Source organism: Mangrovibacterium lignilyticum (assembly GCF_010882175.1).
GTDB classification, from domain to species: Bacteria; Bacteroidota; Bacteroidia; order Bacteroidales; family Prolixibacteraceae; genus Mangrovibacterium; species Mangrovibacterium lignilyticum.
In genome coordinates this window covers 1-17,406 of the sequence record NZ_WKLH01000002.1, presented here as the reverse complement: position 1 = coordinate 17,406, position 17,406 = coordinate 1, and the positions used below count along the sequence as shown (strand labels likewise).

General features: G+C 39.4%; 16 protein-coding genes. 9 read left to right on the top strand and 7 right to left on the bottom strand.

Annotated features, from left to right (window positions below; all coding sequences use genetic code 11):
- Positions 1-89: 89 nt before the first annotated feature.
- Positions 90-1,397: a cryptochrome/photolyase family protein gene (locus GJV22_RS07600; RefSeq protein WP_163711194.1), complete on the bottom strand. Its 1,308-nt coding sequence runs from the start codon at positions 1,395-1,397 to the stop codon at positions 90-92.
- 224 nt (positions 1,398-1,621) lie between these two features.
- On the opposite strand from GJV22_RS07600, the gene GJV22_RS07595 reads away from it, so the two are divergent.
- From GJV22_RS07595 to prmA, 9 genes are all read left to right on the top strand, one after another.
- The gene (locus GJV22_RS07595; protein WP_163711191.1) at positions 1,622-2,647 is read left to right on the top strand and encodes a threonine aldolase family protein; all 1,026 of its coding nucleotides are present in this window, start codon (positions 1,622-1,624) and stop codon (positions 2,645-2,647) included.
- Positions 2,648-3,388: a rhomboid family intramembrane serine protease gene (locus GJV22_RS07590; protein ID WP_163711189.1), complete on the top strand. Its 741-nt coding sequence runs from the start codon at positions 2,648-2,650 to the stop codon at positions 3,386-3,388.
- Positions 3,389-3,458: 70 nt separating this feature from the next.
- Positions 3,459-4,421: a transcription antitermination factor NusB gene (nusB, locus tag GJV22_RS07585; protein ID WP_163711187.1), complete on the top strand. Its 963-nt coding sequence runs from the start codon at positions 3,459-3,461 to the stop codon at positions 4,419-4,421.
- Complete coding sequence (locus tag GJV22_RS07580; protein WP_163711185.1) at positions 4,418-4,843, top strand: DUF1573 domain-containing protein; 426 nt, start codon at positions 4,418-4,420, stop codon at positions 4,841-4,843. Before nusB ends, GJV22_RS07580 begins: the two co-directional genes overlap by 4 nt.
- 10 nt (positions 4,844-4,853) lie before the next feature.
- Positions 4,854-5,168, top strand: coding sequence for a preprotein translocase subunit YajC (gene yajC, locus GJV22_RS07575; protein WP_163711183.1), 315 nt, complete (start codon positions 4,854-4,856; stop codon positions 5,166-5,168).
- A gap of 117 nt (positions 5,169-5,285) precedes the next feature.
- Positions 5,286-6,242 (top strand): YbbR-like domain-containing protein, encoded by a 957-nt coding sequence (locus GJV22_RS07570; RefSeq protein ID WP_163711181.1) that lies wholly within the window; start codon positions 5,286-5,288, stop codon positions 6,240-6,242.
- Positions 6,235-6,822 carry a dephospho-CoA kinase gene (coaE, locus tag GJV22_RS07565; RefSeq protein WP_163711178.1) on the top strand — a complete coding sequence of 196 codons (588 nt, stop codon included), beginning with the start codon at positions 6,235-6,237 and terminating at the stop codon, positions 6,820-6,822. The genes GJV22_RS07570 and coaE overlap by 8 nt, the downstream gene beginning before the upstream one ends.
- Positions 6,815-7,549, top strand: coding sequence for a TerB family tellurite resistance protein (locus tag GJV22_RS07560; protein ID WP_163711175.1), 735 nt, complete (start codon positions 6,815-6,817; stop codon positions 7,547-7,549). The genes coaE and GJV22_RS07560 overlap by 8 nt, the downstream gene beginning before the upstream one ends.
- Before the next feature lie 15 nt (positions 7,550-7,564).
- Positions 7,565-8,395, top strand: a complete 831-nt coding sequence (prmA, locus tag GJV22_RS07555; protein ID WP_163711173.1) for a 50S ribosomal protein L11 methyltransferase — start codon at positions 7,565-7,567, stop codon at positions 8,393-8,395.
- Positions 8,396-8,840: 445 nt separating this feature from the next.
- Here the strand turns inward: prmA and GJV22_RS07550 are convergent, their stop codons facing one another.
- The 6 genes from GJV22_RS07550 to ltrA form a co-directional block, all read right to left on the bottom strand.
- Positions 8,841-10,433 (bottom strand): hypothetical protein, encoded by a 1,593-nt coding sequence (locus GJV22_RS07550; RefSeq protein WP_163711170.1) that lies wholly within the window; start codon positions 10,431-10,433, stop codon positions 8,841-8,843.
- 648 nt (positions 10,434-11,081) lie between these two features.
- A complete protein-coding gene (locus tag GJV22_RS07545; RefSeq protein ID WP_163711168.1) occupies positions 11,082-12,572 on the bottom strand; it encodes a TlpA family protein disulfide reductase in 1,491 nt (496 codons plus the stop codon).
- A 645-nt stretch (positions 12,573-13,217) separates the two neighbouring features.
- Positions 13,218-13,712 carry a nuclear transport factor 2 family protein gene (locus tag GJV22_RS07540; protein ID WP_163711165.1) on the bottom strand — a complete coding sequence of 165 codons (495 nt, stop codon included), beginning with the start codon at positions 13,710-13,712 and terminating at the stop codon, positions 13,218-13,220.
- A gap of 193 nt (positions 13,713-13,905) precedes the next feature.
- Positions 13,906-15,024 carry a serine hydrolase domain-containing protein gene (locus GJV22_RS07535; RefSeq protein WP_163711162.1) on the bottom strand — a complete coding sequence of 373 codons (1,119 nt, stop codon included), beginning with the start codon at positions 15,022-15,024 and terminating at the stop codon, positions 13,906-13,908.
- Between the two features lie 436 nt (positions 15,025-15,460).
- Positions 15,461-15,865, bottom strand: a complete 405-nt coding sequence (locus tag GJV22_RS07530; RefSeq protein ID WP_163711159.1) for a hypothetical protein — start codon at positions 15,863-15,865, stop codon at positions 15,461-15,463.
- A gap of 165 nt (positions 15,866-16,030) precedes the next feature.
- Positions 16,031-17,290 carry a group II intron reverse transcriptase/maturase gene (gene ltrA, locus GJV22_RS07525; RefSeq protein WP_205461783.1) on the bottom strand — a complete coding sequence of 420 codons (1,260 nt, stop codon included), beginning with the start codon at positions 17,288-17,290 and terminating at the stop codon, positions 16,031-16,033.
- Positions 17,291-17,406 lie beyond the last annotated feature (116 nt).

Genomic DNA, 17,406 nt, shown 5'->3' with positions numbered 1-17,406 from the left:
CGTTATCGATTAAAAAATACAATTCGTTGAAGGATGTTATTCGTATGAGTAACATCCTTTTTTTATTTAGGCGGGAAAACCATTCCAACTTACCGTTCGCTTAATGCTGCTTTGTACACGCGAATAGCACGTTCTCTTGCCATTTTGTGATCGACCATCGGTGGCGGATAAGCACTTGTTCCGTACTCAGGCACCCACTTTTTGATGTACTCAAACTCCGGATCGAACTTCTGTTGCTGAAGCGACGGATTAAAAACCCGGAAATACGGCGCCGCATCGCAACCAGAGCCGGCTGCCCACTGCCATCCGCCATTGTTCGAAGCTAACTCATAGTCGAGTAACTTCTCGGCAAACCAAGCTTCGCCCCAATGCCAATCGATCAATAAATGTTTGCATAAAAAGCTGGCCGTTACCATGCGTACCCGATTGTGCATATAACCCGTCGCGCTCAATTCGCGCATACCGGCATCAACCAACGGATAACCGGTAGTTCCCTCGCACCACCTGGCAAAATCTTTTTCCGAGTTTTGCCAAAAAATAAAATCATAAGCCGGTTTAAACGATGATTGAGCAACATGCGGAAAGTGCCACAAAATATCCATGTAGAAGTTGCGCCAAATCAATTCATTCAAAAAAGTTGTAGAATGTATCGCAGCCTCGGCTGTCACTTTTCGAATGCTAACTGTTCCAAATCGCAAATGAACACCAATTCGCGAAGTGCCCGACACTGCCGGAAAATCTCGATTTTGAGCATACGATTCCAATAGCGAAGCATCTAATTCGTTTGGCGGAACGACGTACGGTCCATGCTTAAATCCGAGATCAGGATGATGATATTTCCGCAAAGGTTCTGTTTGATGTAACTTGTCGAGATGCTGTTCAGACGGGAATGGTTTATAATCTTGTTCGCTGAATAAAGACAGCCATTTCTTGCTATAAGGCGTGAAAACGGTATAAGGCTTTCCATCCGCCTTCGCAACCTCGTTTTTGTGAAAGATTACTTGGTCTTTAAATGCCCGTAGTCGAATATTCCCGGTTGCCAAAAACTCATAAATTTCTTTGTCCCGCTCGCGAGCATAGGGTTCATAGTCCTGATTCGTGAAAACTTCAGCAACCCGAAACTCTGTCAACAAACGCTTGAAAGCTTCGATGGGTTTTCCATAAAAAATCCAAAAGGTACTCCCGTGTTGCTCAAAAATATCATGAAGCTTTTGTATTTCATGCAGAATAAAAGTGACCCGTGAATCGGTTTGTTCCAGATCATTCAAAATTTGAGAATCGAAAATAAAGATTGGCAAAACCGGTCTGCCGGAAGTCAAGGCTTGATACAGACCGTGATTGTCAATGATGCGCAAGTCGCGCCGGAACCAAAAAACCGCTATTTCCTGTCTATCCATTAGTTGATTTCAATTAGGGTAATTTGTAAACATTTACCAATCCTGAAAAGTTGAGCAGAAAGGCAAATCGCACAAGCAAACTTCAACATGAATATGCCGGAAGATCTTCTTCCCTCCCACTTTTTTTCACTAAAACAAACCGTAATCAAAGATGAAATTGCGGGCAATTTTTATAAGTTTGATCTTTCAATGATGATACAATTAATCCGATAATACACCCTGAAATGAATAAACGTGGTTTTGCCAGCGACAATAATGCAGGTGTGCATCCAGCGATTCTGGAAGCAATAAGCAAAGCAAATGATGGACACATGGTTGGTTATGGTGACGACCCGATTACCAAAAAAGCTGTTGCTCGTTTCAAAAAAGAATTTGGAGAGGATATCGAAGTCTTTTTTGCTTTTAACGGCACTGGCGCCAATGTACTTTCACTGGCTAGTTTCACACAAAGCTTCAATTCCGTGTTATGTGCTGAAACGGCACACATTCAGGTTGACGAATGCGGAGCACCCGAAAAACTAACCGGGTGCAAATTGATTCCCATAAAAACCAGCGAAGGAAAAATCTTTCCCGAAGAAATTAAAAAACATCTTCACGGATTCGATTTTGAACATCATGCTCAACCGGGCATCATATCCATTTCGCAGGTTACTGAACTGGGAACGTTATACACAGTAGACGAAATTAAAGCCATTACTGAACTTGCCCACCAATACGGATTATTTGTACACATGGATGGCGCTCGTATTGCGAATGCCGCGGCTGCTCAGGATTTACCGTTTCGATCATTTACGCGTGACGCCGGCATTGATGTATTGTCTTTCGGTGGAACGAAGAACGGCATGATGATGGGTGAAGCCGTTGTTTTCTTCAACACAAAACATGCCCGTTTTACTAAGTACATTCGGAAACAAAGCATGCAACTGTTTTCGAAAATGCGTTTTGTGAGTGCCCAGTTCCTGGCCTATTTTGAAAATGAACTATGGAAACAAAATGCCCTTCATGCCAATAAAATGGCGCTGCTGCTGGAAAGTGAAGTAGCAAAAATTGAAGGCGTAACACTAACACAAAAAACGCAGGCGAACGGGGTCTTCGCTATTATCCCAGCCGAAATTATCCCCAAACTGCAGGAACAATATTTCTTTTATACTTGGGATGAATCGCGTTCAGAGGTCCGCTGGATGACTGCATTTGACACAACTGAAGAAGATATTTACGGCTTTGCAAAAGCTTTGAAAGAACTATTATAGATGCCATTATTTAACTATTATCCCAACAGAAGCCCACAAGACCACCAAACGGAAAAAAAGATTTTCCGGTACAGTATGGTCTTCCCTGCTATTTTCTTGCTGGGATTTTGGTTGGTATTCATCATTGAGAATGTGCTTGACAATCAGTTTGCGAAGTTTGGCATTTTTCCGCGAACGATCGAAGGCCTCAGGGGCATTCTATTTTCACCTTTCATTCATGGAAGTCTTAAACACCTGTTTGCCAATTCAGTTCCCTTTTTTGTCTTATCGGTAGCTTTGTTTTACTTCTATCGAAACCTGGCCTGGCGAATATTCTGGCTCATCTATCTTTTTTCAGGTGTTTGTGTTTGGGTCGGTGCCCGCGAAGCATGGCACATTGGAGCCAGTGGCCTGATTTATGGACTTGGCTCATTTCTTTTTTTTAGTGGCATCCTCCGAAACGATGTAAAACTGCTGACGATCTCGATCATTGTTGTATTTCTTTACGGAGGTATGTTTTGGGGAATGTTCCCAATCGAAAAAGGCATTTCATGGGAAAGTCATTTATGGGGTGCCGCAAGTGGTTTTATTCTCAGCATTTTTTATCGCAAGCAGGGGCCGCAACGGAGTCAGTTTGAATGGGAATTTGAAGAAGACGATGACCTTGACAGTGGTGATGTTCCTGCTACAAATGAAGAATTCATGGAAGAGTCTCATTACCTGAACAGAACAGACACTGATGAAGAAAATAAAAAAAGCTGACTCCCATATGATTGGCGGTAAATAAATTTTTTAACTTTGCCCCCTCTAAAAAGATAACAAGTTCTATAAAATGATTAGCAGAAGAATTATCCGAATTAAAGTATTACAGGTACTGTACGCCCATTATACGTCACCGGAAAAATCAATCAATGGTACCGAGAAAGAACTATTTTTCAGTATTCAGAAAACGTTCGACCTTTACCACTATTTATTACAGTTAGTTGTTGAAATTGCTGATCATGCCAACTCGATCATCGAACTCCGCAAGAAAAAACACTTCCCGACTGCAGAAGATTTAAATCCAAACACACGGTTTGTAAATAATCAAGTGATTTTCCAAATTCGGCACAACAAAGCACTTTTGAAACAACTCGAACAGTCGAAATTAAGTTGGTCAAACGAGCCTGAATTGGTCAAGAAATTGTACACTGAACTTATCAATGCTGATTTCTACGCCGAGTATATGACAAAACCGGAAAGAAATTACCAGGACGACAAAAAAGTACTTGAACTGCTGATGGCAGAGATTATCCTTCAATCGGAAGACTTATCTTCTATTTTGGAAGAAGAAAGTATTTATTGGAACGATGATTTGGACTTCGTTGTCAGCATGATTATCAAGACAATCAAAAAATTCAAAGATTATTCCAACGAGAATTCAGCGCTGATGCCCATGTTTAAAGACGAGGAGGACAGTGACTTTGTCAAGAACCTTTTCCGCAAATGTGTGCTAAATCACGACGATTTAGGAAAAGTAGTTGAGCAACACACCGAGAACTGGGATGTGGAAAGAATTGCTTTTATTGACAAGCTGATTATGGAAATGGCGATTGCCGAGTTCCTGCATTTCACGTCAATACCAACCAAAGTAACACTAAATGAATACATTGAGCTGTCGAAATACTACAGTACTCAAAAAAGCCGCAACTTCATTAATGGTATTTTGGACAAAGCATTGAAAGCACTGAAGAAAGATAACTTGGTTTTAAAAGCAGGACGTGGGCTAATTGGTGAAGAAAGTTCGGAAGGATGAGACCAATCGCTTTCATACTGTTTTTAATGGGTTTACTATCGTGCAACAGCGCCAAAAAATCAAACAATTCTGCGGTAGAGGCAAAAGGGAATCCAAAATTTGCGATTCAAGAAGAAATCCATAATTTTGGAACCGTTCAAGCCGGAGAGCTGGTTTCATACAGTTTCAAGTTTACAAATAAGGGCGACGGAGATTTGATTATTGACAGCGTGGATGTTGAGTGCGGATGCCTGAAAATAACATTCCCACAAGAACCAGTACCTGCTGGCGATTACAACTTTATTGAAGTGTTGTTTAATTCATCGGGAGAAGTTGGAAATGTTGTAAAGCAAATTCAGGTTTTCTCAAATGCCGGCAAAGAAGCAGAAAAATTAATGATTACAGCAAGGGTAAATAACGAGCTGATAAATATATATAATTAAACAAAAGACAATGAACTACTTATTAATGGCACCCCAACAGGGAACCGAGGCGAATCCGATTATGACGTTCCTGCCCATGATTTTAATTATCGTGGTGTTCTATTTCTTTATGATCAGACCGCAAATGAAAAGACAGAAAGATCTGAAGAAGTTTCGCGAAAGCCTGGCTAAAGGCGACAAGGTTGTTACAACCGGAGGTATTTACGGTAAAGTAGCAGATATTAAAGAAAACTACGTGTTGTTACAAGTTGATGACAATGTAAAACTTCGCGTTGACAAGTCGGCTGTTGTAAAAGACATGTCGGACGTTCCACAGCAAAAATAAATTGACATTATCAGAAATACGAAAGGGCCGGCATAATAGTCTGCCCTTTTTTTTATCTTTGGTTTCGTGGAAAAAAAATGGCTCAATAAGATTAAAGCGCTTTACAAAGCATTGCGAATGAAAGACGACAGACGGGTTGTGGTCTTTCTGATTTGTCTTGCAATAGCTACCGTCTTTTGGTTTTTAAATGCCTTAAACAAGGAGTACACTGTCGACCTTTCTTTCCCGGTAAAATATACCAACCTGCCAAAAAATAAGATACTAGCCAATTCCCCACCCGACCATTTTACATTGAAGGTCAAATCTTTTGGGTTCACTATTTTGCGCCATAAGCTAAGCATGGCATTCTCCCCTTTAGTTTTCAATGTGAACGATTTTACCGGTAAAAAAATGGAGGCCTCCGAGAACTCGAAATTTCGAATCGGAACCCGACAGTTTATTAATCGCATATCCGGCCAGGTAAGCAACGAGCTCCAAATTATCGAAATACAGCCCGATTCGCTCTATTTCGAATTCGACCGTATTATTCAACGCAAGGTAAAAGTCAAGCCCAATATTACTTACACCTTAAAACAACAGTATTTCTTAAGTGGCGATATAGCGACCGATCCTGATTCTGTTGTTGTTTCCGGAGCCGAGTCTACAATCGACACAATTCAGTCTGTTCTCACGAAACAACAACATTATAAAGATTTGGATAAAAATATTCAACGGAATGTTCTATTGGAGACGTACAAGAAAATCGATATTGAGCCCAAACGGGTCATTCTTAAAATCCCGTTGGAAGAATATACTGAAAAGAATCTTCTTGTGCCGATTCAAATCACCGATGTTCCGGATGATATGACGATCAAACTATTTCCAGACAAAGCCAAAGTGAGTTTCCTTGTTGGGCTGAGTCATTTTTCTGAAATAAAGGAAGCAGACTTCAATCTGACGGTCCCCTATTCTGATGTTGTTGCCAAGAAGGAAATATTGAACGTAACTTTGAAAATTAAACCGCTAAATATACTCTCTATTTCAGTTTCGCCTGAAAACGTTGAATACCTAATTGAAAAAAAATCTGATGATTAAAGTTGGAATTACTGGTGGCATCGGCAGTGGTAAATCTACTGTTTGCCAATTCTTCAAAACACTCGGCATTCCCGTATTTGAAGCCGATGTTGAAGCAAAAAACCTAATTAATAGTTCGGAGGCTATAAAAAATCAATTGATCGCTGAGTTCGGAAGCGACATTTACCTGCCCAATCAGCGCATTGACCGAAAAAAGTTAGCCGGACTGATCTTTAATTCCCCAACTTTACTGGATAAAGTAAACCGGATTATTCACCCGGAAGTAAGAGAATATTTTGAGAAATGGGTCACCCTGCAAAAATCGCCTTATGTTGTCCACGAAGCCGCTATCATGTTTGAAAGTGGTTTCTATAAAATGATGGATTACACCATTTTGGTCACCGCTCCGGAACAAGACCGCATCAAACGTGTCATGGAACGCGAAAATACAACGGAAGAAGGTGTGAAGGCCAGGATGGCAAAACAATGGACAGATGAACAGAAAGCAGAACTGGCTGGTTTTATTATTAAAAACGATAACAAGGAATTAATTATTCCACAATTAATAGCATTAGATAAACGATTTAGAAGTCATGGGTAAATTTACAAAATGGATAGCCGGCGGGTTAGGCTGGGCCTTTCTAGGTCCGATTGGAGGGATTTTAGGATTTGTGGTCGGTTCGATGTTTGAAGATAACAGCCAACTTACAACAACAAAAACAACAACAGGACACGGTCCTTCAACTACGACAGGAGGATACGTGATGAGCCTGCTGGTTCTGGTTGCAGCCGTCATGAAATCGGACGGAAAAGTACTGAAATCGGAATTAGATTATGTGAAAGCTTTTTTTGTCCGGACTTTTGGAGCTGATTCTGCTCAGGAAGCGATAAAACTGCTTCGGGATCTGCTGAATCAAAATATTCCGGTAACCGATGTTTGCCATCAAATCCAGAAGAACATGGATTATTCTTCTCGCCTGCAATTATTGCATTTCTTATTTGGAATTGCACAGGCCGACGGGAAAGTTGATGTTTCGGAGCTGGAGCTAATCGACCATATCGCACAAAATATGGGTATTACAAGCAAAGATTTTGAGTCCATCAAATCAATGTTTGTCGCCAACACCGATGCTGCTTATAAAATTCTTGAAATTGAATCATCGGCAACTGACGAGGAAATTAAAAAAGCATACCGCAAAATGGCCGTGAAATATCACCCCGATAAAGTCAGCTACCTGGGAGAAGATTTCCAAAATGCTGCAAAAGAGAAATTCCAAAAGGTGAATGAAGCGTACAACCAACTGAAAAAAGAAAGAAACCTGGTTTAGTCCCCCTTACATTATATGCAATACACAAAAGCGATTTTCACACTAAATCCTGACAACGAAGTTAATCGGGAAATTTTGACCGCGTATTTATCTGCGCTTGATTTCGAGAGTTTCGACGAAACTGAAGAGTCACTCAATGCGTTCTTTCCGATAGGAAAAGTCTCCGCAGAACTGATCAATCAAGTGATTAACGATATTCCGTTTACCGTTTCTTTCCAAACCGAAGAAATGCCCGACATTAACTGGAATGAAGAATGGGAGAAAAACTATTTCAAGCCGCTTCTAATCGGAACAAACTGCTTGATTCGTGCTCCTTTTCATACCGAATATCCTCAGTCGCAATATGAAATCGTTATTGAGCCTAATATGGCTTTTGGTACCGGTAATCACGAGACAACTTCGTTAATGATTGAGCATCTCAATGATTTAAATATCGAAGGACAAACTGTGCTCGATATGGGATGTGGAACCGGTATCCTCGGAATTTTTGCATCAATGAAAGGCTGTGAAAATGTTACTGCAATCGATATAGACAGCTGGGCGTTTGAAAGTGTTGTTGAGAATTGTCGTCTAAATCAAGTTGAAAATATGGAAGCCTTTATTGGAGACGCCTCCTTATTGGGTAACAAGAAATACGATCTGATTTTAGCGAATATTCAGAAGAATATCATCATGCAGGATATGGAAAAGTATTTTAACGTGCTGAATGAAGATGGCATTTTGATTGTTAGCGGATTTTACAAAGACGATTTAGAAGATATTATAGGTAAAGCATCCGAGCTATTTCTTCGTAAACTGATCTTGAAGGAAAAAAATAATTGGGTGGCTTGTTCTTTTGAAAAATAGCTTATAAAACGCTCAAAACTTCAATATTGCACGACTTCCGATTCCAATAAACACAGCTATTGTGAAGCTTATCAGTGTCCCTACCAAAACATATTCAGACACTAAAGCTTATGATGCAACTTGTGAAAAAGCCCTGACAACGGGGCCTGGCGGAGCTTTGCCCGGTAGCGAAGCAAAAACCTAAAACCGGCTTTCGGAAAACGAAATCGGGAAACAAATCTTGCGGTCAAAGCTTAGAATACAGGAGCAGTATCTGCCAAAAACGAAAAAGCCCGACCTTCATGGTCAGGCTAAGTATCTTACTTTCCATCGAAAAACCCATAATACTTGCTTCGGCTATCAATCCCGGTTCCGTCAGTGGCCGGACAAGGTTCAGGTCCATCCCGATAGCTATCGGGACGTTCAAGCGCTGCGCGCGGCTCGAACGCTTAATTGTTATGCGCTTTTACTTTGAATTGCATTTTATAATAAATTTCGGTATCTGAAGAACATTAAATCCAATACAATACACATTATCTTCAGCTTCAAGCACATTTTCAATATTATTTTCCAACAAAATTATGGGCTTTTTAATATGTAACTTTTCCAGTTCTTTCTTTTTCTCTGCTACCGATGTCCAATTACCTACTGAAAGCGTGGTAGAATCAGCCCATGCAACTAAATTGGGGACTAACTCTGTAACATCCAAAATACCGGAATTATTTGGATAATATAAGGCCCAAACATTTTCTGTTAATTTCGAACTGTCAGGTTTAGTTTTATAAAAGCGGAGTGAATTAATTTTCATATCACCTTTCAAAATTTCCTGAATAAAAGGCTTAAAATTTTCAATTGATATACTTCCGTGATTCTGAATGGAATCAATGGATTCACCAAACAGTTTCTTTTGTTTTGTGTATGAAAATGCTCCAATATCATCAAAAATCATATTTGAAAATCCATCTACTGATGCATGTTTTGATTGGGGATAATAACTAAATGCTCCTTCTGATTTTACGTAGTATTTATCAAAGCTTATTTTTACAAAATCTTCCAATAAATTCTCTGTAGCTTGCCTATCTTGTTTTGATGCATCTTTCCACAGATATCGTAAAATCATTTTAAACCCTTTTACTTTCTTTAGATTCCATTCATGGATTTCATCTAATTCATCTTCGTCAGGATATGGTTCTGAAAGAATTTGCAGAGATTTTAAAAATAATCTATCGGTATATCGTAATGGAAAGTCTTCATATAAGTCATTCCCATCATTGTCCCTATATGCTTTTAGTATTGAGGCTGTATTATTGAGGTCATATTTGATTATTTCACCTGTACTTTTGCTTTTGGGTCCCCACATGCCACTTGTACTATCTTGAAAATCATACATCCATTTTAACATAGCATGTTTCCATTCGGGCGAAAAACTGTACAAATTATTTCTTTCTAAAATATTGCCTTGTTTTGCACAATCCAATAAGTTACGCGCAAAATGAAAGGTAGTTTGGGGAAATTTAGAAGCTTTCCAACCAACATAGGAAATGTCGTTCAGGAAAACATAGAGTTTCTCGGGTGTATTAATATCATCTAGAAATTTTAATGGATATTTAAGTTGTAAAGGGGCAGATGTTGAATCCATTAATGATTCCAAGTGATTTATTATATTTTGCGAAATCTCCCAGTATACGCAATAAGGAACAGATTCATCAATAAATGCTCCCGTTTTTGGATTTTGCAGATTAAGAAAAAAGTCTATTTCTTCTTGTTTATTATTGAAATCCGGAATTTTCAGCAATCCTTCTCTGTTCTTTAGTTTAGAATGATATTTCAATAAATTATTTATAGATTTTAAATATTCCCCTTTATCCAACAGGTATGAGAATCCTAGCCCCCTGAACTCAAAATCAGCCATGTAATAGCCTTCTTTTTGCAATTGTTTATTCAGCTTAAAGAGTTCTTTTACTAGTGTTTTTACTTGAACAGCCCTAAAAATCCCAAAAGCAATAAAAAATACTAACAGGCTTGAAACTGCTATAATCAAAAATTTTTTACGCTTCATTTTTTAATAATATTTATGCCGTTTACACACCTTATTGCGCATAACGGTCACTTGGTCGAGTAGGCAAAGGGAGTTTCACCCTAAGCCTCTCACAGAACCGGACTTGACAGTCTCCCGTCATCCGGCTCTTGTTATACAAATCTAAACATTTTCAACCAGTGATACCCACTTGCCAATGATAAAACAAGCCGGGGAATTGTTCCCGAACGCCCCGATATGCATCTACAATGTCCGGCCTGCCGCAAAGGAAAGCTGGTCACCATCTGGCGCTTTAACTCACGCGGGCCACCTCCGAATACGGACATCCTAAACTATTTGATAAATCTTGTAAAAAAGCCCTGACTGGCGGGGCCTGGCGGAGCTTTGCCCGGTAGCGAAGTAAAACCCGGAAACCGGTTTCCTAAACACAAATTCGGAAAGCAAATCCTTCGCTCAAACAGTTAAAAACAGGAGCAGTATCTGCCAAAAACAAAAATGCCCGACCATCGTGGTCAGGCTACATATCTTACTTTCCATCGGAAAACCCATAATACTTGTTTCGGCTATCAATCCCGGTTCCGTCAGTGGCCGGACAAGGTTCACGTCAACACCGCGTTCAAGCGCTGCGCTGCGCGCGGCTCGAACACTTAATTATTATAGCACGTAATTTTATTCTTTCATTAATTTATCTATTTTTTCTTCTGCCAATTTTTCACTTGGATGAAGGTGTGACCCCTGTTCCACTATATTTCCATTTTTGTCAATTAAAAAATATTTTGGAATACCTTGTATATCAAGTGCGTTTCTGAAAAATTCACTTTGCTCTTTATTTAATAAATAATGCTGTCCTCCACCAAGATTAAATTCTGATAATAATCTTTTCCACAAATCCTCCTCTGATTCGATGCAGACATAAACAAAAGCAATGTCTTTTCCCTCAAATTTTTTCATTAATTTCTTAGAGTCAGGCATTGCTTTTATGCAAGGGGCACACCAAGTTGCCCAGCAATCTAGATAAATTATTTTCCCTCTGTTATCATTTAGGATTTTAGCAAATGTTTTCTCAATAGGGGTATTATCTATTTTTCCTAAAATTTCATTAGTGAATTCATTTGGTTTATTGATAAAGTCATAAGTTGCTTGATAATTTTCAGTTAAGACTTCTTTTATAAAAAAATTGTCTAAACTTGAATTTAATAGTGTTTGGTTTTGTTGATAACCATTAATTATATTAGCTCCAAACTGTCCCGAATAATAATGTGCCAATAATAATTCGGAAAGTAATTTATCAGGAGATTCGGTATTTATAAAATTTATTATAAGTGAATCGGTATTTATCGACCCACTTTTTATTTCTTCCATTTTGTCAGAAAACTGTTGCACAATTGCTGGTTTTGTGATGTTCCTCCAATAGCTATTTATTCTTGAAGTCAAAACTCTCCAACTAACGAGCTTGTCTATGGTTAAAGGAAGTATTTGCTTGTTGTAATCAAAATAATTTAAGGGAAGGTCGTTTTTGCCAATACTATAATCATCAAGAAAGTAGAAATAGGTTTCATTGGCAAAATAGATTGCCCAGTTTTTTGTTTCTTGGTTCGGTGTGTATTTTGAAATAAATTGATTGTAAATGTTTAATTGTTTTTCTTTAACAGAATCCATTTGAGTTATGAAATCATCAGTATTTTTTTTGTATGCCTCATTTGGATTTATTACACCGTACCCAAGATTGTTTTCTTCTCTCAAAATTTGAAAATTAATCAGATGATTATTCGTCTCAGCCCTGTCTCCACTGAATTTAACTGTTTTTAATAGAGGTAATTGTTTTTCATTTGTTTTAAATTCCAAATGAATACTATCTCCGGGGTGGTAAATGAAATTGATGTTTGCAAATGTTGTTTGTTCTAAAAGCATTGCATCTAAGGGAATGTAGCCTTCAATTGCGTATTGAAAATTACCGACACTATCAATATTAATCAATTCTTTTGAGTCTTTTCCTCCTGGCTGTGAATAAATAAAATACAACTTGGCATTTTCTCCGTTATACTGATGTATTTTCCCTGTAACGACAATTTGTTTTTTCTCAGTGAATTTATCCTTGTGATTACAGGATATAGAAATAAAAAAGATGGTTAGTAATAAAATGTTTTTTATAATCTTCATGTGCTTTAATTCTTTTTTCATTATGTGCTATAACGGTCACTTGGTCGAGTAGGCAAAGGGAGTTTCACCCTAAGCCTCTCACGGAACCGGACTTGACAGTCTCCCGTCATCCGGCTCTTGTTATACAAATCTAAACATTTTCAACCAGTGATACCCACTTGCCAATGATAAAACAAGCCGGGGAATTGTTCCCGAACGCCCCGATGTGCATCTGCTGTGTCCGGCCTGCCGCAAAGGAAAGCTGGTCACCATCTGGCGCTTTAACTCACGCGGGCCACCTCCGAATACGGACATCCTAAACTATTTGATAAATCTTGTAAAAAAGCCCTGACTGGCGGGGCCTGGCGGAGCTATGCCCGGTAGCGAAGTAAAACCCGTAAACCGGTTTCCTAAACACAAATTCGGAAAGCTGGTTCCTTCGCTCAAACAGTTAAAAACAGGAGCAGTATCTGCCAAAAACAAAAATGCCCGACCATCGTGGTCAGGCTACATATCTTACTTTCCATCGGAAAACCCATAATACTTGTTTCGGTCATCAATCCCGGGTCCGTCAGTGGCCGGACAAGGTTCACGTCAACACCCGGTTCAGCCACTGTGCTGCGCACTGGCCGAACGCTTAATTGTTGGCGGTAGTGTTTATTATCTTTACTTTCTATTCATCCATTTATTGGTACTACCTGTCCAAGCCCAAAGGATGTTTATAATTTTCCACTCTCCATCTAATTTCCCCAGATGAATGTAATCGACAAATTCAAACTTGTTTGTTGCCGCTTTTACCGAGGCAATACCATTGGATATATCATAAATGGTCACATCCGATCTTAAAGGTTCTTTGGGGTCAACGTCACCTTTATAGAAGAGGGTGTAATCAAAATCTTTGGCGTATCCTATTAAACTTGCTGCGGTCATATTTGCTGGATATTCTATCCCTTCTTTGTTTTTGGCGATGGTCCGTTTAGCCAAATCGGGATGCATGGCTTTTTCAATTCTTTTGGGGTCATTGGTTTCCATGCCTTCTATATAATTGAGTACGGTTTCTCTTATTTGTAAAGAGTCATTTTGCGTTTGGGCAAAGAGATGACTGTTATGAAACAGTAGCAATACAGCAAATAGATAAAAGGACTTCATTATTTTTTTCATTTTTCGACTATTTAGAATTGCCTACTCTATTCAGTTTTTGGCTTCCCTGTGTTTAGTATGATTTTAAACGAACATAGGTGTTTTGGTCTGTCAGCATTACCGCCAACGGCTCGTGTATGAATCGTAGCTTTGGATTTTGCGTTGGTGTTGTGCGGCTATAATTTCATACATATTGTTACCATCTGTGTCATTTTTAGTACCATTTGAGTTGATCAACAGCCAATGACGTCTCAATGTTAAAAAGTTTTGCTACGATTTTTGATGCAATTTCGTGCGAATCTATTGATGTACTATTCGACATCACCACAACAAATATATCAGATTCAGGAAAATAAAATTGACTACTAATAAAACCGTAAATCCAACCATCATGAAAGTAAACAGGTTGGTTAGTAAATGTTTTTACAAATGTTCCCAATCCGTAACCTGTATTTTCTCCTGAGGATAATTTTGCCGATGTGAACATTTTTGAAAGCTGTTCTTTTGAAATGATTCCTCCATTGTGTAATGTTTTAGTCCAGCTGTATAGATCATTTACATTTGATATTAAATTGCCGGCCGCATATGGAACTTTCATTGTCATATACTGCGCTGGTTTATATTCTAAAGAATCTAATGTGTAACCAGAAGCTCGATTCAAAATAAGTTTTTCCGGATTGTCACAAAATGTGTTGTTGAGCTCTGCGATACTGAATAGATTTTGAGTTATGAATTCTTCATAGGTAACACCACTTAGTCTTTCGATTAATAGTCCAAGAAGTATATAGCCAGAATCACTATAGGAGTATTTCTCACCACTTTGAAATTCTAATGGTTCTTCCTTAAATAGTGCAATGATCTGATCAGGTGTCAATTCTGTCTTTTCAATATTCGAAATATCAGCACGGTTAGTGAAACTGGGTATTCCAGAAGTATGATTTAAAAGATTCTCTATGGTTATTATATATCCATGATCGGGATAGTCAGGCAAATATTTCCGAATGTCATCTTTAATACTCAGTTTACCATCTTCTTCCAATTTTAGAATAGCCGTAGCTGTAAATTGCTTTGTCAAAGAGCCAATTTTATAGATCATCTCCGGATCATTTTCGACATTTAGTTCCAGACTTGCCAAACCGTATCCTTTCCGAATCAACTCACTTCCTTTTTCAATCACCAATAGCGATAAGCCTGGGCCATTAGAATTGATATAAGGCGCAACAATATTGTCAATTGACTGGACAAGGGAGGAATCTGATTTTTGAACTACACTATTGCAGTTCGATAAAAATATCGAAATAACAACTACAAATAGCTTTGATTTTATATTCATTTCTTTAGGTTAATTGATGGTAACGGTTGGTAGTCGAGTAGGCAAAGGGAGTTTCACCCTAAGCCTCTCACAGAACCGGACTTGACAGTCTCCCGTCATCCGGCTCTTCTAATATAGTTAATTCTATGGAGTTCAGCGAATGGATAAAAGTCAGTTCAGAGAACCACGCAACCGAAAGCAAATCCATCCCTCAAACAGCAAAACAAAAGCGTAAGAACCGCCAAAAACAAAAAAGCCCGACCGCTGAGGTCGAGCCCGATATCTTATTCCAAAGCGAAAAACCCATAATACTTGTTTGGCTATTAATCCCGGTTCCGTCAGTGGCCGGACAAGGTTCAGGTCCATCCCGATAGCTATCGGGACGTTCAAGCGCTGCGCTGCGCGCGGCTCGAACGCTTAATTGTTACCGCAAGTTTTTTGTCTTGGTCAATTCTTGTCATTTCACATCTACTGTGAAAATAATTTTAGTCTCATCTCTTTTAATAAATTCCAAGCTGTAGAAACCTTTTTTGTTTGGGATAAATTCATATTCAAGCACTTGTGGAAGAGCGAACATTAAACAAGGTGATTCTGTATTCGTATGCCCAAAAGCTTCAATAAGAATCTTATTTCCATAGTCATCTGACAATAATTGCGATATGTAATCACAACTACTACTTCGTGGACAATAAACATCAAGTACCAATGTGTCATTCACGTTAACCGAATTTTCTCCCCCTACTTTTAGTATATCCCAATGGGTTAGTCCATCTGGTATCGGCAAGGAAAATTCAATTTCTGAATCGTCTTTCTGACAACTCAGTATGAGTAATGAAAAGATAAATACTATAACTTTTTTCATTTCCGTTTTTCATCAAGATGTTTTCATTTGCGAAATGGTTGCGTTCAAAATTTGCGGTAACGGTGGCGGGTCGAGTAGGCAAAGGGAGTTTCACCCTAAGCCTCTCACAGAACCGGACTTGACAGTCTCCCGTCATCCGGCTCTTGTTATACAAATCTAAACGTTTCAACCAGTTATGCCCACTTGCCAATGGTAAAATAAGCCGGGGAATTGTTCCCGAACCCGGTTAAACCACAGCCAAGCCCGGCGCGGATTGGTTTTATAGCGTTTGTACCTTTTACGTGCCCAACGGACCAGACGCTTGCTCAAAAGATGAAAGACCGGATTCATTTCGCCTTTCCTAAACTTTCCGTAGTAATTTATCCAACCACGGATGAACGGATTCAGGAATTGGGCTACACCTACAATACTTTTGTGGGTGAGCCCGATGATATTCAATTCCTCCATCTTATCAGCAATTCGTTTCTTAGAGCTCGTGCTGATTGCACAATCATAACCGAGGAATAACTTTCCGTCTTTCTTCGATTTACATGTGCGGGGCTGAAAACTGTAACCCAGAAAATCGAATTTCACGGTGCGATAGTTCTCCTTACGGCGATAATCCCGACAGTAAACAATTTTCGTTTTCTCCGGATGCAGCTCTAACCCACAGCTTTGCATTCGCTCTTCTAATCGGGCCATGATCCATTGCGCTTGTCGCTGGCTTTTACAGTGTACGATTGCATCATCGGCATATCTTACAAATCGCACTGTATTGCTCAGTCCGGTTAGCCAAACATCGAAAGCATAATGCAGAAACAAATTGGCCAGAAGCGGACTAACTACACCTCCTTGCGGTGTTCCTTTCCCTTGCTTCAGGATCAACTCACCTTTCTTATTCAGAACAGGTGCGTTTAGCCAGCGTTCAAGGTACATTAAACACCATTTCTCCGGCACATGTTTCTTCAATGCTAACAGCAATTTCTGATGGTCGATGTTGTCAAAGAATCCTTTGATGTCCAAGTCGATTACCCAGTCGTACATCTTACAGTTCTCCCGTACCGTTGCAAGTGCCTGATGAGCACTTTTGCCCGGTCGGTAACCGTACGAATTGACGTGGAAGATCTTCTCGAACCTTGGTTCCAGATATGCTTTGACCACTTCCTGTGCCACACGGTCGGCAATGGTTGGAATACCTAATTGACGAACTTTGCCATCTTTCTTCGGAATCTCAACTTCTTTAACCGGTGGCGGGAAATAACTGCCCGACGCCAGGCGGTTCCATAGCTTATAGAGCTGTGGCGAACGCTCCAAATCGAACATATCCATGCTCAATTGGTCGACGCCGGAACTGCCGCCATTGGCTTTTACCTTCTTGTAAGCAAGCCAAACCATTTCGCGGCTTACAGGTACTGATTTTGTCTCATCCCATAAAGTCATCCTCATGCCTGAGTTGTTAAATGTTATGTGACTGTATAACCTGAACCCTTCGCTCCACTCCCATTACAAGAGCTTCATCACTACTACGGCTCAGTCCGTCCCAGTACATTGCATCGCTATTC

What these genes read in the sequence shown, in the direction of transcription:
- GJV22_RS07600 (WP_163711194.1), bottom strand. Translation starts at nt 1,397, where the DNA reads ATGGATAGACAGGAAATAGCGGTTTTTTGGTTCCGGCGCGACTTGCGC.
- GJV22_RS07595 (WP_163711191.1), top strand. Translation starts at nt 1,622, where the DNA reads ATGAATAAACGTGGTTTTGCCAGCGACAATAATGCAGGTGTGCATCCA.
- GJV22_RS07590 (WP_163711189.1), top strand. Translation starts at nt 2,648, where the DNA reads ATGCCATTATTTAACTATTATCCCAACAGAAGCCCACAAGACCACCAA.
- nusB (WP_163711187.1), top strand. Translation starts at nt 3,459, where the DNA reads ATGATTAGCAGAAGAATTATCCGAATTAAAGTATTACAGGTACTGTAC.
- GJV22_RS07580 (WP_163711185.1), top strand. Translation starts at nt 4,418, where the DNA reads ATGAGACCAATCGCTTTCATACTGTTTTTAATGGGTTTACTATCGTGC.
- yajC (WP_163711183.1), top strand. Translation starts at nt 4,854, where the DNA reads ATGAACTACTTATTAATGGCACCCCAACAGGGAACCGAGGCGAATCCG.
- GJV22_RS07570 (WP_163711181.1), top strand. Translation starts at nt 5,286, where the DNA reads ATGAAAGACGACAGACGGGTTGTGGTCTTTCTGATTTGTCTTGCAATA.
- coaE (WP_163711178.1), top strand. Translation starts at nt 6,235, where the DNA reads ATGATTAAAGTTGGAATTACTGGTGGCATCGGCAGTGGTAAATCTACT.
- GJV22_RS07560 (WP_163711175.1), top strand. Translation starts at nt 6,815, where the DNA reads ATGGGTAAATTTACAAAATGGATAGCCGGCGGGTTAGGCTGGGCCTTT.
- prmA (WP_163711173.1), top strand. Translation starts at nt 7,565, where the DNA reads ATGCAATACACAAAAGCGATTTTCACACTAAATCCTGACAACGAAGTT.
- GJV22_RS07550 (WP_163711170.1), bottom strand. Translation starts at nt 10,433, where the DNA reads ATGAAGCGTAAAAAATTTTTGATTATAGCAGTTTCAAGCCTGTTAGTA.
- GJV22_RS07545 (WP_163711168.1), bottom strand. Translation starts at nt 12,572, where the DNA reads ATGAAGATTATAAAAAACATTTTATTACTAACCATCTTTTTTATTTCT.
- GJV22_RS07540 (WP_163711165.1), bottom strand. Translation starts at nt 13,712, where the DNA reads ATGAAAAAAATAATGAAGTCCTTTTATCTATTTGCTGTATTGCTACTG.
- GJV22_RS07535 (WP_163711162.1), bottom strand. Translation starts at nt 15,024, where the DNA reads ATGAATATAAAATCAAAGCTATTTGTAGTTGTTATTTCGATATTTTTA.
- GJV22_RS07530 (WP_163711159.1), bottom strand. Translation starts at nt 15,865, where the DNA reads ATGAAAAAAGTTATAGTATTTATCTTTTCATTACTCATACTGAGTTGT.
- ltrA (WP_205461783.1), bottom strand. Translation starts at nt 17,290, where the DNA reads ATGAGGATGACTTTATGGGATGAGACAAAATCAGTACCTGTAAGCCGC.